Source organism: Ectopseudomonas composti (genome assembly GCF_900115475.1).
GTDB classification, from domain to species: Bacteria; Pseudomonadota; Gammaproteobacteria; order Pseudomonadales; family Pseudomonadaceae; genus Aquipseudomonas; species Aquipseudomonas composti.
Map to the genome: position 1 here is coordinate 105,712 of NZ_FOWP01000003.1, position 14,832 is coordinate 120,543.

At 63.5% G+C, this 14,832-nt stretch carries 18 protein-coding genes; 10 read left to right on the forward strand and 8 right to left on the reverse strand.

The window, feature by feature from the left end; all coding sequences use genetic code 11:
• Positions 1–39: 39 nt before the first annotated feature.
• Positions 40–738: a histidine phosphatase family protein gene (locus tag BM059_RS06685; protein ID WP_074937552.1), complete on the reverse strand. Its 699-nt coding sequence runs from the start codon at positions 736–738 to the stop codon at positions 40–42.
• Between the two features lie 199 nt (positions 739–937).
• Here BM059_RS06685 and sohB point away from each other — a divergent pair, with 199 nt between their 5' ends.
• Both sohB and BM059_RS06695 read left to right on the forward strand, forming a co-directional pair.
• Positions 938–1,957 carry a protease SohB gene (gene sohB, locus BM059_RS06690; protein ID WP_074937554.1) on the forward strand — a complete coding sequence of 340 codons (1,020 nt, stop codon included), beginning with the start codon at positions 938–940 and terminating at the stop codon, positions 1,955–1,957.
• Between the two features lie 73 nt (positions 1,958–2,030).
• Entirely contained in the window at positions 2,031–3,020 is a 990-nt protein-coding gene (locus tag BM059_RS06695) for a YhdH/YhfP family quinone oxidoreductase (protein ID WP_074937556.1), read from the forward strand.
• A gap of 37 nt (positions 3,021–3,057) precedes the next feature.
• Here the strand turns inward: BM059_RS06695 and BM059_RS06700 are convergent, their stop codons facing one another.
• Entirely contained in the window at positions 3,058–3,495 is a 438-nt protein-coding gene (locus BM059_RS06700) for a hotdog fold domain-containing protein (RefSeq protein WP_074937557.1), read from the reverse strand.
• Positions 3,496–3,598: 103 nt separating this feature from the next.
• Between BM059_RS06700 and BM059_RS06705 the strand changes: the two genes are divergently transcribed.
• Positions 3,599–4,183 (forward strand): TetR/AcrR family transcriptional regulator, encoded by a 585-nt coding sequence (locus BM059_RS06705; protein WP_074937559.1) that lies wholly within the window; start codon positions 3,599–3,601, stop codon positions 4,181–4,183.
• Here BM059_RS06705 and BM059_RS06710 read toward each other — a convergent pair.
• Positions 4,180–4,947 carry a DODA-type extradiol aromatic ring-opening family dioxygenase gene (locus BM059_RS06710; protein ID WP_074937960.1) on the reverse strand — a complete coding sequence of 256 codons (768 nt, stop codon included), beginning with the start codon at positions 4,945–4,947 and terminating at the stop codon, positions 4,180–4,182. The genes BM059_RS06705 and BM059_RS06710 overlap by 4 nt on opposite strands.
• A gap of 105 nt (positions 4,948–5,052) precedes the next feature.
• Between BM059_RS06710 and BM059_RS06715 the strand changes: the two genes are divergently transcribed.
• Positions 5,053–5,709, forward strand: coding sequence for a thiopurine S-methyltransferase (locus BM059_RS06715; RefSeq protein WP_074937561.1), 657 nt, complete (start codon positions 5,053–5,055; stop codon positions 5,707–5,709).
• Positions 5,710–5,768: 59 nt separating this feature from the next.
• On the opposite strand, the gene htpX is transcribed toward BM059_RS06715, so the two are convergent.
• The 3 genes from htpX to BM059_RS06730 form a co-directional block, all read right to left on the reverse strand.
• Positions 5,769–6,641: a protease HtpX gene (gene htpX / locus BM059_RS06720; protein WP_037000842.1), complete on the reverse strand. Its 873-nt coding sequence runs from the start codon at positions 6,639–6,641 to the stop codon at positions 5,769–5,771.
• A 93-nt stretch (positions 6,642–6,734) separates the two neighbouring features.
• A complete protein-coding gene (locus BM059_RS06725; protein WP_074937562.1) occupies positions 6,735–7,181 on the reverse strand; it encodes a hypothetical protein in 447 nt (148 codons plus the stop codon).
• Between the two features lie 6 nt (positions 7,182–7,187).
• Positions 7,188–8,399, reverse strand: coding sequence for a pyridoxal phosphate-dependent aminotransferase (locus BM059_RS06730; RefSeq protein ID WP_037000845.1), 1,212 nt, complete (start codon positions 8,397–8,399; stop codon positions 7,188–7,190).
• A gap of 278 nt (positions 8,400–8,677) precedes the next feature.
• Here BM059_RS06730 and msrB point away from each other — a divergent pair, with 278 nt between their 5' ends.
• Positions 8,678–9,073, forward strand: coding sequence for a peptide-methionine (R)-S-oxide reductase MsrB (gene msrB / locus BM059_RS06735; protein WP_037000846.1), 396 nt, complete (start codon positions 8,678–8,680; stop codon positions 9,071–9,073).
• 42 nt (positions 9,074–9,115) lie between these two features.
• On the opposite strand, the gene BM059_RS25365 is transcribed toward msrB, so the two are convergent.
• The gene (locus tag BM059_RS25365; protein WP_167364560.1) at positions 9,116–9,289 is read right to left on the reverse strand and encodes a PA1571 family protein; all 174 of its coding nucleotides are present in this window, start codon (positions 9,287–9,289) and stop codon (positions 9,116–9,118) included.
• A 305-nt stretch (positions 9,290–9,594) separates the two neighbouring features.
• Between BM059_RS25365 and BM059_RS06740 the strand changes: the two genes are divergently transcribed.
• The 5 genes from BM059_RS06740 to BM059_RS06760 are packed head-to-tail and all read left to right on the forward strand — an operon-like array spanning position 9,595 to position 13,907.
• Positions 9,595–10,710 (forward strand): ATP-NAD kinase family protein, encoded by a 1,116-nt coding sequence (locus BM059_RS06740; RefSeq protein ID WP_074937564.1) that lies wholly within the window; start codon positions 9,595–9,597, stop codon positions 10,708–10,710.
• Positions 10,711–10,719: 9 nt separating this feature from the next.
• Entirely contained in the window at positions 10,720–11,310 is a 591-nt protein-coding gene (locus BM059_RS06745) for a DUF1287 domain-containing protein (RefSeq protein ID WP_074937566.1), read from the forward strand.
• Complete coding sequence (locus tag BM059_RS06750) at positions 11,307–11,741, forward strand: thiol-disulfide oxidoreductase DCC family protein (RefSeq protein ID WP_074937568.1); 435 nt, start codon at positions 11,307–11,309, stop codon at positions 11,739–11,741. Before BM059_RS06745 ends, BM059_RS06750 begins: the two co-directional genes overlap by 4 nt.
• Complete coding sequence (locus tag BM059_RS06755; protein WP_074937570.1) at positions 11,734–12,141, forward strand: DoxX-like family protein; 408 nt, start codon at positions 11,734–11,736, stop codon at positions 12,139–12,141. Before BM059_RS06750 ends, BM059_RS06755 begins: the two co-directional genes overlap by 8 nt.
• Before the next feature lie 8 nt (positions 12,142–12,149).
• The gene (locus BM059_RS06760) at positions 12,150–13,907 is read left to right on the forward strand and encodes an ABC transporter transmembrane domain-containing protein (protein ID WP_074937572.1); all 1,758 of its coding nucleotides are present in this window, start codon (positions 12,150–12,152) and stop codon (positions 13,905–13,907) included.
• A gap of 7 nt (positions 13,908–13,914) precedes the next feature.
• On the opposite strand, the gene rhtA is transcribed toward BM059_RS06760, so the two are convergent.
• Positions 13,915–14,766, reverse strand: coding sequence for a threonine/homoserine exporter RhtA (gene rhtA, locus BM059_RS06765; protein ID WP_037000852.1), 852 nt, complete (start codon positions 14,764–14,766; stop codon positions 13,915–13,917).
• Between the last annotated feature and the right edge of the window lie 66 nt (positions 14,767–14,832).

The window sequence follows — 14,832 nt, forward strand, 5'->3', positions numbered from 1 at the left end:
GTTTTTTCGCGCAGCCTTGCGGCCGCAGTGGGCTGGAGCTCATCGGTAGGTGATGAGCTCCGGCGCCTTCAGCAGCTGTAAATGCACATGGCTGTTGAAGGAAGCCAGACTCACCTCGCTGCCGCGGAATTTCAGCTGGCTGAGCGAGGTATTGACGATTTGCCAATTCAGTTCGAAGGCCTTTGCCGCCGGTACGCCGGTAATCAGGCGGAGCAGGGCAGTAATGGTGCCGCCGGAGGTAAACACGGCTATGTTCTGTTTGCTGCCTGCCTGTTCGAGGATGCGCCGCAGGCCGCCTTCGACCTGTTCGACATAGGCCTGCCAGCTTTGCAGGCCGGGTTTGTCGTGTTCGCCGGAAATCCAGCGCTGGATCAGTTTGGCGAACAGGCGCTGGAACTCGGCGCGGTTCTGCGCACCGTTGCGCAGGATATGTAGGGCTTCGGGTTCTTCCGGTAGTAGATCCGGCAGCAGGGTGCGAATCACCGCATCGGCATCGAACTCGTTGAAGGCTTCGTCGATATCCAGCGCCGGCGCCTGGCTCATACGCTGCAGGGCAGCGTTGGCGGTGTGTTGCTGGCGGCGCAGGCTGCCGCTGACGCAGCGGTCGAGGCGGATGCCGAGTTGTTCGAGGTGTTCGCCCAGCACTTCGGCCTGGCGCACGCCGACGGGAGACAGGACATCGTAGTCGTCTGCACCGAATGAGGCCTGGCCATGTCGAATCAGATAGATGCTGCCCACGTCCGTATTGGTCCCGGCACGTTGAATGTTTCGCGAGGGTATGAGGAAGCTCAGGGGCTGTCAACGAAAAAACATACGCTTGTTTGAATTGCTCGTATGGCCATTGTACGGTGCCGCCGTGCTTGGCCGGTGAACCGCTGCGCCGGTATGCTTGGGCCTTTGGGCGCTCAGGCGCCGCTGCATTGTCCAAGGGGGATCCGTGGAGTTTCTTAGCGAGTACGCCAGCTTTCTGGCGAAAACCCTGACCCTGGTGGTCGCCATCGTCGTGGTGCTGGTGGTGATCGCTGCCACACGCGGCAAAGGGCGGCGCGGCAGTGGTCAGTTGCAGGTGCAGAAGCTCAATGATTTCTACAAGGATCTGCGCGAGCGCCTGGAGCACAGCGTGCTGTCCAAGGATCAGCTCAAGGCCACGCGCAAGGCCGAGGCCAAGGCGGCCAAAGAGGAAAAGAAAGCGCCACCGAGCAAGCCGCGGGTGTTCGTGCTGGATTTCGATGGCGACATCAAGGCTTCGGCCACCGACAACCTGCGCCATGAGGTGACGGCGCTGCTGTCCATGGCAAAGGCCGAGGACGAAGTGGTGCTGCGCCTGGAAAGCGGTGGCGGCATGGTGCACAGCTACGGTCTGGCGTCGTCGCAACTGGTGCGTATCCGCGACGCCGGTATCCCGCTGACCGTGTGCGTGGACAAGGTAGCCGCCAGCGGCGGCTACATGATGGCCTGCATCGGTCAGAAGATTCTCAGTGCACCGTTCGCTATCCTCGGCTCCATCGGCGTGGTGGCGCAGTTGCCCAACGTGCACCGTCTGCTGAAGAAGCACGAAATCGATTTCGAAGTGCTGACCGCTGGCGAATACAAGCGCACCCTGACGGTGTTCGGCGAGAACACCGAAAAAGGTCGGGAGAAGTTTCAGGAAGACCTGGAAACCACCCACGAGCTGTTCAAGGGTTTCGTCGCCCGTTACCGCCCGCAGTTGGACATCGACGCCATTGCCACCGGCGAAGTCTGGCTGGGTATGGCCGCGCAGGAGCGCCTGTTGGTGGACGAGCTCAAGACCAGCGACCAGTACCTGGCCGAGCGCGCCGCTGAGGCGGAGCTGTTCCATCTGCATTTCGCTCAGAAAAAAAGCCTGCAGGAACGCGTCGGATTGGCGGCCAGCATGGCGGCGGATCGCTTCGTTCTGACCTGGTTGAGCCGGCTCAATCAGCAACGTTTCTGGTAACACTTCGTTCATGATGGGCTGCACGACGCGACTCGCGACGCGCAGCAGCGAACCACGACAAGAGGAGAGGGTGATGACCGAGTTCAAGGCCTTGCTGGTCAGCGAAGGCGCCGATGGCGCTTTCCAGCGAGAAGTGGTCCAGCGCAACGACGAGCAACTGCCGCAGGGCGAGCTGCTGATCCGTGTGCGCTATTCCTCGCTCAACTACAAGGATGCCCTGTCCGCCAGCGGCAATCGTGGTGTGACCCGGGCTTACCCGCATACGCCCGGCATCGACGCGGCGGGTGTGGTCGAAGCTTCCAGCGTTGCCGAGTTTGCCGTGGGCGATGAGGTGATCGTTACCGGTTACGACCTGGGCATGAACACCGCCGGTGGTTTTGGCCAGTACATTCGCGTACCGGCCGCCTGGGCGATCAAGCGCCCGCAGGGGCTGCCGCTACGCGAGGCGATGATTCTCGGCACTGCCGGCCTGACTGCAGCACTGTGCGTGGACAAACTGGAGCAGGCAGGCGTTATCCCCGAGTCCGGCACCGTGCTGGTCACCGGCGCTACCGGCGGCGTTGGCAGCATCGCGGTCGTGCTGCTCAAGCAACTCGGTTATCGCGTGGCTGCTGCTACCGGCAAGGCCGAGCAGGCCGATTTCCTGCGTGGCCTGGGCGCCGACGAGATCGTCAGCCGCGAGGAACTACAACAGGGTAGCGAGCGACCGATGCTCAAGGAGCGCTGGGCGGGCGCGGTGGATACCGTGGGCGGTGACATCCTGTTTAACGTGGTCAAGTCGCTGCGTCACAGCGGCAGCGTGGCCTGTTGCGGGCTGACCGCTGGCGTCGGCTTCCAGGCCAGCGTCCTGCCGTTCATCCTGCGTGGCGTCAACCTGCTGGGGGTGGACTCGGTGGAGCTGCCGCTGGTGGTCAAGGCGTCGATGTGGGACAAGCTGTCGCTGCAGTGGAAGCTCGACCTTGCGCCGCTGTGCCAGGAAATTGGCCTGACGGAGTTGCCGGCGGCCATTGAGCGGATACTGGCTGGTGGCATGGTCGGGCGCATTCTGGTGCGTCTGGACTGATTGCAGTGAGGCCCGTCGATGACGGGCCTCTGCATTTTCAGGCCTGGCTGACGTACATGGTGATCTCGGCGCGGAACACCGGTTTGTCGCCGACGTAGGCCATCACCGGCACCTTGATGTCGCCGGTCTGGCTCCAGTCCACCTTGCTGCCGTCAGCCACGGTGCGGATATCGCCATCGGCCTTGGCCAGGTATTCCACCGTCATGCCCTTGGGAATCCAGCGACAACCGGCAGGAATGGACGCATCGGTCATGCTGCCGGCGGCAAGCTCGGCAGCATTGCACAGGGCAATGGCGTGCACCGTGCCGATATGGTTGAGCACTTCGCGGCGTTTGGCGAAGCTGACCTCGGCATAGCCGGGACGCAGCTCGACCATTTGCGGAGCGATACTGGCGAAGTAAGGGGCGACCTGGCCGATCATCGCGCTGAACTGGGCAGCGCCGGCCTGCTGGAACATCTGCAACATCTGACTCATGACTTTCTCCTGCGTATTGGCGATTGAAGATGAGCGCGCGCCGGGGCAGTATACGAGCATTAGAAAGTTATTCTAGAAAAATATTCTAGTCATGAGGAGTGGCATGGCCCGTCCATTGCGTAAAGACGAGATCCTGCAGGCTGCGCTGGCCTGCTTCACCGAGCACGGCGTCGATGTCACCACCATCGAGATGATCCGCGACCGCTCGGGGGCGAGCATCGGCAGCCTGTATCATCACTTCGGCAACAAGGAGCGGATCATCGCTGCGCTCTATCTGGCCGGCACTGCGCAATACGCCGACCTGCTGCAGCGCGGATTTGCCAGCGCAGCTAGCGCCGAGGCCAGCGTCAAGTTGCTGGTGACCAGCTATATCGACTGGGTGGTGGCCAATCCGGATTGGGCGCGTTTCATCCTGCACAGCCGCGGTCGGGTCGAAGCGGGAGAGATGGGCGATGTCCTGCGCGACGCCAATCGCCAGCATTTTGCGCAGATTCTTGCAGCGCTCACCGAGTACCGTCTGCAGGGGCTGTTCAAGGCGCTGCCGGATGACTGTTTCGCCTCGGTGGTAATCGGCCCGACGCATGATCTGGCGCGCAACTGGCTGGCCGGCCGCACCCAGAGCGAGCTGGGCGAGTGCCGTGAGCTACTGGCGCAGATCGCCTGGGACAGCGTGAAAAGCAGCGGCTAACCGAATCGATAGATATCCATGCCCAGCGCGCCGTAAGTGAAACCGCTGTGCTCAACCTTGAAGGTGCCGCCCGCACCGCGGGCGAAGAACAGCGGTAGCAGGTGTTCGTCGCTGGGGTGATTGCGTACGGCGCTCGGTGCCAGGTGACGGTAATGGTGCAAGGCCTCTTCGTCGTTCGCTTCGAGCTTTTCCACCACCCAGTCGCGAAACGCCTTGGCCCAGGGCGTGATGACGTCCGGCCCGGCGCGCCAGTCGAGTTCGCCGAGATTGTGGGTGATGCTGCCAGAGCCGATCAGCAATATGCCTTGCCCGCGCAGATCGGCCAGCGCGCGGCCGACGCGGGTCTGCAGTTCGGGGCCCATGCGGCTGGGTAGCGACAGTTGCAGCACGGGAATGTCGGCTTGCGGATACATCAGCGACAGCGGAACCCAGGAGCCATGATCGAAGGGACGCTGAGCATCGAGCTCGGCCGGCAGGCCTGCGTCGTTCAATTGCCCGGCGATCTCCTCGGCCAGCTCTGGCGCGCCGGGTGCCGGATACTGCAGGGCATACAGCGCAGCCGGGAAACCACCGAAGTCGTGCCAGGTTTTTGGATGCTCGCCCGCCGTCAGCAGCAGGCGCTGGCTTTCCCAGTGGGCCGACACCACCACGATGGCTTTGGGTCTGGGCAGCTCGGCGGCCAGTCTGGCCAGGGCAGGGCCGCTGGCACCTGGATCCAGGGCCAGCATGGGCGAACCATGGGATATGAACAGTGAGGGCAGCATGGCGATCAGCTCCTGAAGTAGGATGTCGCCATCTTCGTTGCTGGACCTATCGACTTCCAGCATAAATAGTTGAGCATTCCTATCGAATTTGTGGAGGTTTCATCCATGCAAGAGGCGTTCTGGCAGGAGCGTTGGGCACGTAGCCAAATCGGCTTTCATCAGGAGAAGGTCAACGGCTATCTGCGCCGGCACTGGGCTCGGCTCGGGCTCTCTGAGGAGGCGGCAGTACTGGTGCCGCTGTGTGGCAAGAGCCTCGACCTGGCCTGGTTGGCGGAGCAGGGCCATAGCGTGATCGGCGTGGAGTTGGCCGAGCGCGCGGTGCAGGATTTCTTCGCCGAGCGTGATGTGCAGCCGCAGATCGCTCAGCACGGCGCATTCAAGGTCTATCAGGCGGGCAAGCTGCGGATACTATGCGGCGACTTTTTCGCCCTGAGCCGCGAGGACGTTGCCGACTGCCTGGCGTTCTATGACCGCGCGGCGTTGATCGCGCTGCCAACGGAGATGCGCGAACGCTACGCTGCCCACCTGCAGGCGATTCTGCCGCCGACTTGCCAGGGCTTGCTGGTGACCCTGGTGTACGACCAGCAGCGCATGGATGGCCCGCCGTTCTCGGTCGCCGACGCCGAGGTCGCGCAGCGCTTCACGTCAGGCTGGGAGGTGCGTGAGGTGGAGCGCAAGGATGTGCTGAGCGGCAACCCGCGTTTTGTCGAGAGTCAGCTCGAGGCGGTGGAGGAGGTGGTGTTTCACCTCGCGCGTCGCTGATACGGCAGGGCTAATGAAAAAGGCGACCCGGAGGTCGCCTTTTTCGTGTGCAGCGTCGATCAGCCGCGGCGGCGCAGCGCTTCGATGCGATCTTCCAGCGGCGGGTGGCTCATCAGCAGGCCAGCCAGGCCATTCTTCAGGCCGCCGTTGATGCCGAAGGCGGTCAGGCTGTCGGGCATCTGCACCGGCACGCCCTGTTCGGCGCGCAGGCGCTGCAGCGCGGCAATCATCGCGCCGGTACCGGCCAGGCGGGCACCGGCTTCGTCGGCCTTGTACTCGCGTTTGCGCGAGAACCACATGACGATGATGCTGGCCAGGATGCCCAGCACCAGCTCGGCGAAGATGGTCGCGACGAAGTAGCCGATGCCGTGGCCGTCTTCGTTCTTCAGGATCGCCTTGTCGACGAAGTTACCGAATATGCGTGCGAAGAACATGACGAAGGTGTTCACCACACCCTGGATCAGTGCCAGGGTGACCATGTCACCGTTGGCCACGTGGCCGATCTCGTGGGCCAATACCGCTTTCACCTCATCCGGCGAGAAGCGCTCGAGCAGGCCCTGGCTGACGGCCACCAGTGCGTCGTTCTTGTTCCAGCCGGTGGCGAAGGCGTTGGACTCGTAGGCCGGGAAGATGCCGACTTCCGGCATCTTGATGCCGGCTTCGCGCGACAGCTCCTCGACGGTCTGCAGCAGCCACTGTTCGTGACGGGTGCGCGGCTGGGTGATGATCTGCGTGCCGGTGCTCATCTTCGCCATCCATTTGGACAGGAACAGCGAGACCAGCGAGCCGGCGAAACCGAACACGGCGCAGAAAATCAGCAGGCTGCCATGGTTCTGGCCGGTGAAGCGATCGACCCCCAGCAGTTTGAGGGTGATGCTGGCGATAACCAGCACCGCCAGGTTGGTGGCCAGGAACAACATAATGCGCATCATGGTGTGAACGGACTCCTCACGGGGAAAGACTTTTACTAATGCCGGCTATATAAGGGCGCCCTACAGGGGCTTTCAACTGGCGACTATTTCAAACTATGTCTCTTGGCCGTGCAGCGTGCTCTCGAACAGCAGGCGAGTGAGGCGGGCTGTGCGTTCGCCATGCTGCTGGGCGAGGGCTTCGCGCAGCTGAAAAGCCAGCGTGGCACGCACCCGGCGCACGCTCGGCGGCAACACTTCACCTTCGCGCAGGGCGTGAGGAATGGCGCGCGACAGGCGCAGAAAACCTTTTTCGGTCAGCACCGCCTGATCCAGCGCGTCGTAAGCGATGGTTGATTCGAAACGCAGATAACCTTCTTCGGCCAGCCACAGCAGGGCGCCCAGGCAGGCCTGGTGGCGCTTGCTGGGGAGGCCGAACTCGTCTGGCTCTTCACGCCCGATCAAGTCTTCCACGTACAGCGCCAACTTGCGTGGGAAGGCCTGATAGAGCATGAGCAGGCCGCTCGCGGCGTCCTTGTAGAAGTCGTCGATCTGCAGGTCCATGCCGGTTTACTGGCTGTAGCCCTTGAGGAAGTTGCCGATGCGGCCGATGGCCTGCTCCAGGTCGTCGACGCGGGGCAGGGTGACCACACGGAAGTGATCCGGCCACGGCCAGTTGAAGGCGGTGCCCTGGACGATCAGCAGCTTCTCCGACAGCAGCAGGTCGAGGACGAACTTCTCGTCGTTGTGGATCGGGCAAACCTTGGGGTCGATCTTCGGGAAGGCATACAGCGCGCCCATGGGCTTGACGCAGCTGACCCCAGGAATGTCGTTGAGCAGCTCCCAGGCGCGGTTGCGTTGCTCCAGAAGGCGGCCGTTGGGCAGCACCAGGTCGTTGATGCTCTGGTAGCCGCCGAGCGCGGTCTGGATCGCATGCTGGCTCGGTACGTTGGCGCACAGACGCATGTTGGCGAGGATATCCAGGCCTTCGATATAGCTCTGCGCCCTGTGCTTGGGCCCGGAGATGGCCACCCAGCCGGAGCGGAAACCGGCCACGCGGTAGCTCTTGGACAGGCCGTTGAAGGTCAGGCAGAGCACGTCCGGTGCCAGCGAGGCGGTGCTGATGTGCACGGCTTCGTCGTAGAGGATCTTGTCGTAGATTTCGTCGGAGAAGATCACCAGGTTGTGCTGACGCGCCAGTTCGACGATGTCCTGCAGCACTTCCTTGGAATACACCGCACCGGTGGGGTTGTTCGGGTTGATCAGCACCAGGGCCTTGGTGTTCGGCGTGATCTTGGCGCGCATGTCGGCGATGTCGGGGAACCAACCGGCCTGCTCGTCGCACAGGTAGTGCACCGGCTTGCCGCCGGACAGCGCCACGGCAGCGGTCCACAGCGGGTAGTCGGGCGCCGGAATCAGCACCTCGTCACCGTTGTTGAGCAGCGCCTGCATGGCCATGACGATCAGCTCGGATACGCCGTTGCCGAGGTAGATGTCCTCGATGGTGACGCCTTCGACCTGCTTCTGCTGGTAGTACTGCATCACCGCCTTGCGCGCGCTGAACAGCCCCTTGGAGTCGCTGTAGCCCTGAGCGGTGGGCAGGTTGCGGATGACGTCCTGGAGGATTTCCTCCGGCGCCTCGAAACCGAACGGCGCCGGGTTGCCGATGTTCAGCTTGAGGATGCGATGGCCTTCCTCTTCCAGACGCTTGGCGTGCTTGAGCACTGGCCCGCGAATGTCATAGCAGACGTTAGCGAGCTTGTTCGATTTGCTGACCTGCATGTAAAGAGTCCCGAGCTAAGGAGAGCCCGCGCAAACACGCTGCAAAATTCTCTCGACGAGGAATCTTGGCAGCCTGTAACGCGGGTGACAGACTGGGGTCGAATCATACGTGGCGCTCTGAGCGCGGCAAAGGTATCTGCCGGGCTTTTTTCTGGCCTGCCACAGGGCGCACAGTGACTGGGTAGTCGCGCACCGCCTGCCTTCGCAGCGGTCGACGCCAGGTTCTGGTGCTGCCTGCAACGCCGTGTACCGCCCATTACCGAGGAGGAACCCCGTTCGTGGATAAAGTCGACAAACCCCTGGATAGCTGGCGCGAAGAGCTGACTGACGAGCAGTTTCATGTCTGCCGATTGGGTGGCACGGAGCGGCCGTTTACCGGCGCTTATCACGACAGCAAGATCCCTGGCATCTATCACTGCGCCTGCTGTGGCGAGGCGCTGTTCGATTCGGACGCCAAGTACGACTCGGGCAGTGGCTGGCCGAGCTACTTCCAGCCGATCAACGACGAGGTGATCGCCAGCCTCGACGATTATAGCCATGGTATGCACCGTATCGAGGTCAAGTGCGCCAAATGCGACGCACACCTGGGGCACGTGTTCCCCGATGGTCCACGCCCGACCGGGTTGCGCTACTGCATCAACTCACTGTCGTTGAAGCTGGTGCCGAGCGAGTAAGACATGCCGCGCCAGGCGCGTCGAGTGCCTGGCGCGGTAGGCTCAGGCTTGCTGGCTGGCGCGTTGGCGACTTTCTTCCAGGTCGTCACACGCCTGTCGGATCATGTCTTCGGTAATCGGCACTTCGCGGCCCTGGCCGTCGATGATAAAACCGCCCACCGGCTCCTGCTGTTGCGCGGTAGCGGGGCATTGGGCGGCGTTGTCTTGCAAGCTCATGGCCTGTCTCCTCATCAGTGGTGAGCGCCAGTCTGGGACATCCAGATGAAAGCGCGGTGACAATTAGGAACCTGCTCAAAGTTTGCTGCGTGTCGGCCATGCTGCGTTGAAATCGGGCTCAGAAAGCTCATTTACTACTCGTAAACTCGAATGCGAGCCCAGTCCGTGCCTCGCCCGATTTCGCCTTGCCTGGCTCTAGCTCGCGATACTTTAAACAGATTCCAAGACGGCGGAACTCCGTCACAAAATACATTGCGAAAGTCGTATTGCAGGCTGCATGCCAGCCTGTATGGAACGAGGAATTCATGTCGCGTTTTCATATCGGTTTGATCATCAATCCACTGGCTGGGCTGGGTGGCCCGGCAGCCTTCAAGGGCAGCGACGGCATGGCTGAGCAGGCGCTGGCTCTGGGTGTCGAGCCAAAGGCCGCACAACGTACGCGCACCGCACTTGAACAGTTGTTGACCCTGCAAGAGCGCATAGAGTTCGTCAGTTATCCGGGCGCCATGGGTGGCGATCTTTTGGCGCAGATGGGCTTTGAGCATCGCCTGCTGGGGCAACTCGGCGCACAGCCAACCACAGCAGACGACACCCGCCAGGCGGTGCAGCAACTGCAGGACGCCGGCGTGGCCCTGATTCTCTTCGCGGGCGGTGATGGCACCGCGCGCGATGTCTGCGCCGCTGTCAGGGATGGGCAGCCGGTGCTGGGCATTCCGGCTGGGGTGAAGATCCAGTCCGGCGTCTACGCCATCAGCCCGCGCGCAGCAGGCGAGCTGACGGCGCGCCTGGTAGATGGCGGCCTGGTGCGACTGGCCAGCGGCGAAGTGCGGGATATCGACGAGAACGCCCTGCGTGAAGGTCGTGTGACTGCGCGCTGGTATGGCGAGCTGTGCGTGCCGCACGAGGGCGGCTATGTGCAGGCGGTCAAGCAGGGCGGTATGGAGTCCGAAGAGCTGGTGCTGGCCGATCTCGCCGCCTGGCTGGAGGCGGAGTGGGAGCCGGACGCGCGCTACGTGTTCGGCCCCGGTTCGACCTTGCACGGCCTAGCGCAGAATCTGGGGCTGGAAACCACCTTGCTGGGCGTCGATGTGATCGAAGCGGGGCAGGTGATTGCGCGTGACGTCAACGAAAGCGAACTGTTCGGCCTGGTCGATGGGCACCCGACTTACCTGCTGGTGACCGCGATTGGCGGTCAGGGCCATATCATCGGCCGTGGCAACCAGCAGATCAGCCCGCGCGTGCTACGCGCCGTGGGCCTGGAGCGCCTGCGCGTGGTGGCGACCAAGCGCAAGCTGGCGACGCTGGAAGGGCGGCCGCTGCTGGTCGACAGTGGTGACGTGAGCCTGGACGACGCCTTTCCCGATGCGGTGCGGGTCTGGGCCGGTTATAAGGAAGAGCTGCTGTATCCCTTGAGTCGATAGGAGATCGATATGCGAATGGTGATCGCGCTGCTGCTCTGGTCGCTGGCTTTTGCCGCGCAGGCCATCGAAGCGGACAGACTGGTACTCGATGCACGCAAGCAGGTTGGCGTGACCCTCAGCTATGACCCGGCCTACCGGAAGCTGAGCTATCCAGGCGGCGATGTGCCCATGGCCACCGGGGTCTGCACCGACGTGGTGATCCGTGCGCTGCGTCAACAGGGGTTGGATCTGCAGGAGTCAGTGCATCGCGACATGCGCGGTAACTTCGCCGTCTATCCGAAGAACTGGGGGCTGAGTCGCCCGGACAGCAATATCGATCACCGCCGCGTGCCCAATCTGATGACCTGGTTCAAGCGCCAGGGCTGGGCGCTTGCGGTCAAGCAGGATGCCTCGGCCTACCGCGCCGGCGATATCGTCACCTGGGATCTGGGGCGCGGCCTCACCCATATCGGCATCGTCAGTGACCGTCAGGCTGCAACGGGCACGCCGCTGGTGCTGCACAACATCGGGCGTGGCACGCAGGAGGAGGACATTCTGTTCGCCTACCGCATCACTGGCCATTACCGGCCGCTGGCGCAACAGGCGAGCGCTGGCCAATGACGCAGCAGTCGTTGCCACCGAATCTTGCTGCAGGCGAGCGTGTCGTCCTGTTCGATGGCGTCTGCAAGCTGTGCAATGGCTGGGCGCGATTCCTCATTCGGCATGACCGCCAGCGCCAGTTTCGTCTGGCTTCGGTGCAGTCGGCGCAAGGTCAGGCGCTGCTGGCCTGGTATGGGCTGCCGACCGACCGTTTCGACAGCATGGCGCTGATCGATGAGGCCGGGCTGCATGTACGTTCGAACGCGCTGCTGCGTATTCTCGCTCGCCTGCCCCAGCCCTGGCGCGCGCTTGCCTGGCTGCGCCTGATTCCGCGCCCGCTACGCGATTGGGGCTACGACCGCATCGCGCTGAATCGCTACCGCCTGTTCGGTCGACACGAGGTCTGCCTGCTGCCCAGCGCTGACCATGCCGGGCGCTTTCTGCATGACTGAACCGCGCCTGGCGCAGATCGCCTGGCTTGCGCGGCTGGCCCTGGCGCTGGTGTTCATCTGGCATGGGCTGGCGCCGAAGATTCTCTGGCTCAGCCCTGATGAGGTGGCGATGATCGCGGCCCATGGCCTGCCGGAGCATCCGCTGTTCGCGCCAGAGCTGATCGCGCGCGCCGGCGGCATTGCCGAGATCCTCCTGGGCATCGCGCTGCTGACGGTGCGTCGCCGGCGCTGGCCTTTGCTGGTTGCAGGCGCTGTGTTGCTGGTGCTGCTGCTTGATGTTGTGCTGCTCAGTCCCCATCTGTTGATCCAGGCGTTCAATCCGCTTTCGACCAACCTGGCTGCGCTGGCCTTGTGCGCAGTGGCCTGGCTGGCCGAAGCGCCCTCGGCTGCTGATTCCTGAGACCCGTCATGACATCGATACTTTCTTCCCGCCAGCGCGGCGCCATGCGTCTGGCCTGGCGTTTTATCGCGCCCTATCGCGGCCGAGTAGTGGGCGCGCTACTGGCGCTGATGTTCACGGCGGCGATCACCCTGTCCATGGGCCAGGGCATCAAGCTGCTGGTGGATCAGGGCCTGGCCACACAATCACCGGCCGCGCTGCGCCAGTCCCTGCTGCTGTTCTTCGTGCTGGTATTGGCGCTGGCCTTCGGTACCTATACGCGCTTCTATCTGGTGTCGTGGATCGGCGAGCGGGTGGTGGCGGACATCCGTCGGCGGGTGTTCGATCACCTGATCGAGCTGCATCCAGGCTTCTACGAGAGCAATCGCAGCTCGGAAATCCAGTCGCGGCTGACCGCTGATACCACCTTGCTGCAATCGGTGATCGGCTCGTCGCTGTCGATGGCGCTGCGCAACCTGATCATGCTGATCGGCGGCAGCGTGCTGCTGGTGGTGACCAATCCCAAGCTCAGCGGCATCGTCCTGTTGGCCCTGCCGCTGGTGGTGGCGCCGATCCTGTTGTTTGGCCGCCGCGTGCGCGCGTTGTCGCGGCAGAGCCAGGACCGTGTGGCTGATGTTGGCAGCTACGTGGGTGAGGTGCTGGGGCAGATCAAGACGGTGCAGGCCTACAACCACCAGAACGAGGACAAGCGCCGCTTTGGCGAATCCGCCGAGGCGGCTTTCGATGTGGCGCGCAAGCGCATTGCTCAGCGTTCGTGGTTGATCACCGTGGTTATCGTGCTGGTGCTCGGTGCGGTGGGGGTGATGCTCTGGGTCGGCGGCATGGATGTGATCGCCGGGCGTATCTCTGGCGGTGAGTTGGCAGCCTTCGTGTTCTACAGCCTGATCGTCGGCTCGTCCTTCGGCACCCTGAGCGAGGTGATCGGTGAGTTGCAACGCGCCGCAGGCGCCGCCGAGCGCATCGGCGAGCTGTTGCGTGCCAGTAACGCCATCGTCGCGCCAGAGCAGCCGCAGCATCTGCCGCAGCCGGTACAGGGGCGCATCGAGTTGCAGGGCGTGCGTTTCGCCTATCCGTCGCGCTCGGACAGCTATGCCATCGATGGCATCGACCTGCAGGTCGCGGCGGGTGAGACGCTGGCGCTGGTGGGGCCGTCCGGCGCTGGCAAGTCGACGTTGTTCGATCTGCTGCTGCGCTTCTTCGACCCGCAGGGCGGGCGCATCCTCATCGACGGCGTGCCGATTGATCAGCTCGACCCGCGTGAGCTGCGCGCCAGTTTCGCCCTGGTGTCGCAGAATCCCGCGCTGTTCTTCGGTTCGGTCGAAGACAACATTCGCTACGGTCGCCTGGACGCGAGCCAGGCCGAGGTGGAGGCGGCTGCGCGAGCGGCGCATGCCCATGAGTTCATCCAGCGGTTGCCGCAGGGTTACCTGACTCATCTCGGCGAGGCCGGGCTGGGGCTTTCCGGCGGCCAACGTCAGCGTCTGGCCATTGCCCGAGCCTTGCTCGCCGATGCACCGATCCTGCTACTCGACGAGGCCACCAGCGCGCTGGATGCCGAGAGCGAGCACCTGATCCAGCAGGCGCTGCCATCGCTGATGGCCGGACGTACCACGCTGGTGATCGCCCATCGCCTGGCCACGGTGAAGCAGGCGGATCGCATCGCAGTGGTCGAACAGGGCCGTTTGGCTGCCATCGGCAGCCATGCCGAGCTGATCGAGAGTAGTCCGCTCTATGCGCGTTTGGCCGAGTTGCAGTTCGGTAATTAACCGCCTGCTAGCTCTTGGGTCTGATGGTGGCAGCTGCCCCGGCCGAGGCGACGATGATCGCGCCGACGGCCAGCCATTGGCCCCAGAGTAGTTTCTCGCCGAGAAAGGCCAGGCCGCACAGCGCGGCGACTGCCGGCTCCAGGCTCATCAGGACGCTGAAGGTACGCGCTGGCAGGCGCGTCAGGGCGACCATTTCCAGGCTGTAGGGCAGGGCGGAAGACATCACCGCAACCCCCAGGGCGATGGGCAGCAGATCGAGGCTCAGCAGGTCGGTACCGGCATGCCAGACCCCGATAGGCAGCACCAGCAGGGCGGCTACCCAGGTGCCCAGCGCGACGGTGTGGCGGCCATGTTGGGCGCCGGCTTTCTGCCCGAAGATGATGTACAACGACCAGCAAACGCCTGCACCGAGCGCCAGGCCTGCGCCAAGCGGGTCGATGGCGCTCTGCGTGGCGCCAGTGGGCAGCAGCATCCACAGCCCGGCGATGGCCAAGATCACCCAGACGAAATCCAGCAGGCGGCGCGAGGAGAACAGCGCAAGAGCCAGCGGGCCGGTGAACTCCAGGGCCACGGCGATGCCCAGCGGAATGCTCTGCAGCGACATGTAGAACATCAGGTTCATGCCGCCCAGCGCCAGGCCGTAGGCGAGCAGAGCATGGCACTTGCGTAGATCCAGCTTGGCTCGCCAGGGCTGCATCACCAGCGACAGGATGATCGCGCCGAGCACCAGGCGCAGCGCCGTGGTGCCTTCGGCGCCCACCAGTGGAAACAGGTTCTTGGCCAGCGACGCGCCGCTCTGGATCGAGACCATGGCCACCACGAGCAGGGCGATGGGAACGAGAAGTGCACTGCGTGGCATGGGGCTATGTCCTGGTGCTGATCATCAAAGAAAAAACCGGCCGCGAGGGCCGGTTCTTCGTGGCGC

Coding starts and splice junctions, on each gene's coding strand:
- BM059_RS06750 (WP_074937568.1), top strand. CDS start 11,307: ATGACGCAGCAGTCGTTGCCACCGAATCTTGCTGCAGGCGAGCGTGTC.
- BM059_RS06715 (WP_074937561.1), top strand. CDS start 5,053: ATGCAAGAGGCGTTCTGGCAGGAGCGTTGGGCACGTAGCCAAATCGGC.
- BM059_RS06745 (WP_074937566.1), top strand. CDS start 10,720: ATGCGAATGGTGATCGCGCTGCTGCTCTGGTCGCTGGCTTTTGCCGCG.
- htpX (WP_037000842.1), bottom strand. CDS start 6,641: ATGATGCGCATTATGTTGTTCCTGGCCACCAACCTGGCGGTGCTGGTT.
- BM059_RS06705 (WP_074937559.1), top strand. CDS start 3,599: ATGGCCCGTCCATTGCGTAAAGACGAGATCCTGCAGGCTGCGCTGGCC.
- BM059_RS06695 (WP_074937556.1), top strand. CDS start 2,031: ATGACCGAGTTCAAGGCCTTGCTGGTCAGCGAAGGCGCCGATGGCGCT.
- BM059_RS06710 (WP_074937960.1), bottom strand. CDS start 4,947: ATGCTGCCCTCACTGTTCATATCCCATGGTTCGCCCATGCTGGCCCTG.
- BM059_RS06755 (WP_074937570.1), top strand. CDS start 11,734: ATGACTGAACCGCGCCTGGCGCAGATCGCCTGGCTTGCGCGGCTGGCC.
- BM059_RS06730 (WP_037000845.1), bottom strand. CDS start 8,399: ATGCAGGTCAGCAAATCGAACAAGCTCGCTAACGTCTGCTATGACATT.
- BM059_RS06740 (WP_074937564.1), top strand. CDS start 9,595: ATGTCGCGTTTTCATATCGGTTTGATCATCAATCCACTGGCTGGGCTG.
- BM059_RS06725 (WP_074937562.1), bottom strand. CDS start 7,181: ATGGACCTGCAGATCGACGACTTCTACAAGGACGCCGCGAGCGGCCTG.
- rhtA (WP_037000852.1), bottom strand. CDS start 14,766: ATGCCACGCAGTGCACTTCTCGTTCCCATCGCCCTGCTCGTGGTGGCC.
- BM059_RS06700 (WP_074937557.1), bottom strand. CDS start 3,495: ATGAGTCAGATGTTGCAGATGTTCCAGCAGGCCGGCGCTGCCCAGTTC.
- BM059_RS25365 (WP_167364560.1), bottom strand. CDS start 9,289: ATGAGCTTGCAAGACAACGCCGCCCAATGCCCCGCTACCGCGCAACAG.
- BM059_RS06760 (WP_074937572.1), top strand. CDS start 12,150: ATGACATCGATACTTTCTTCCCGCCAGCGCGGCGCCATGCGTCTGGCC.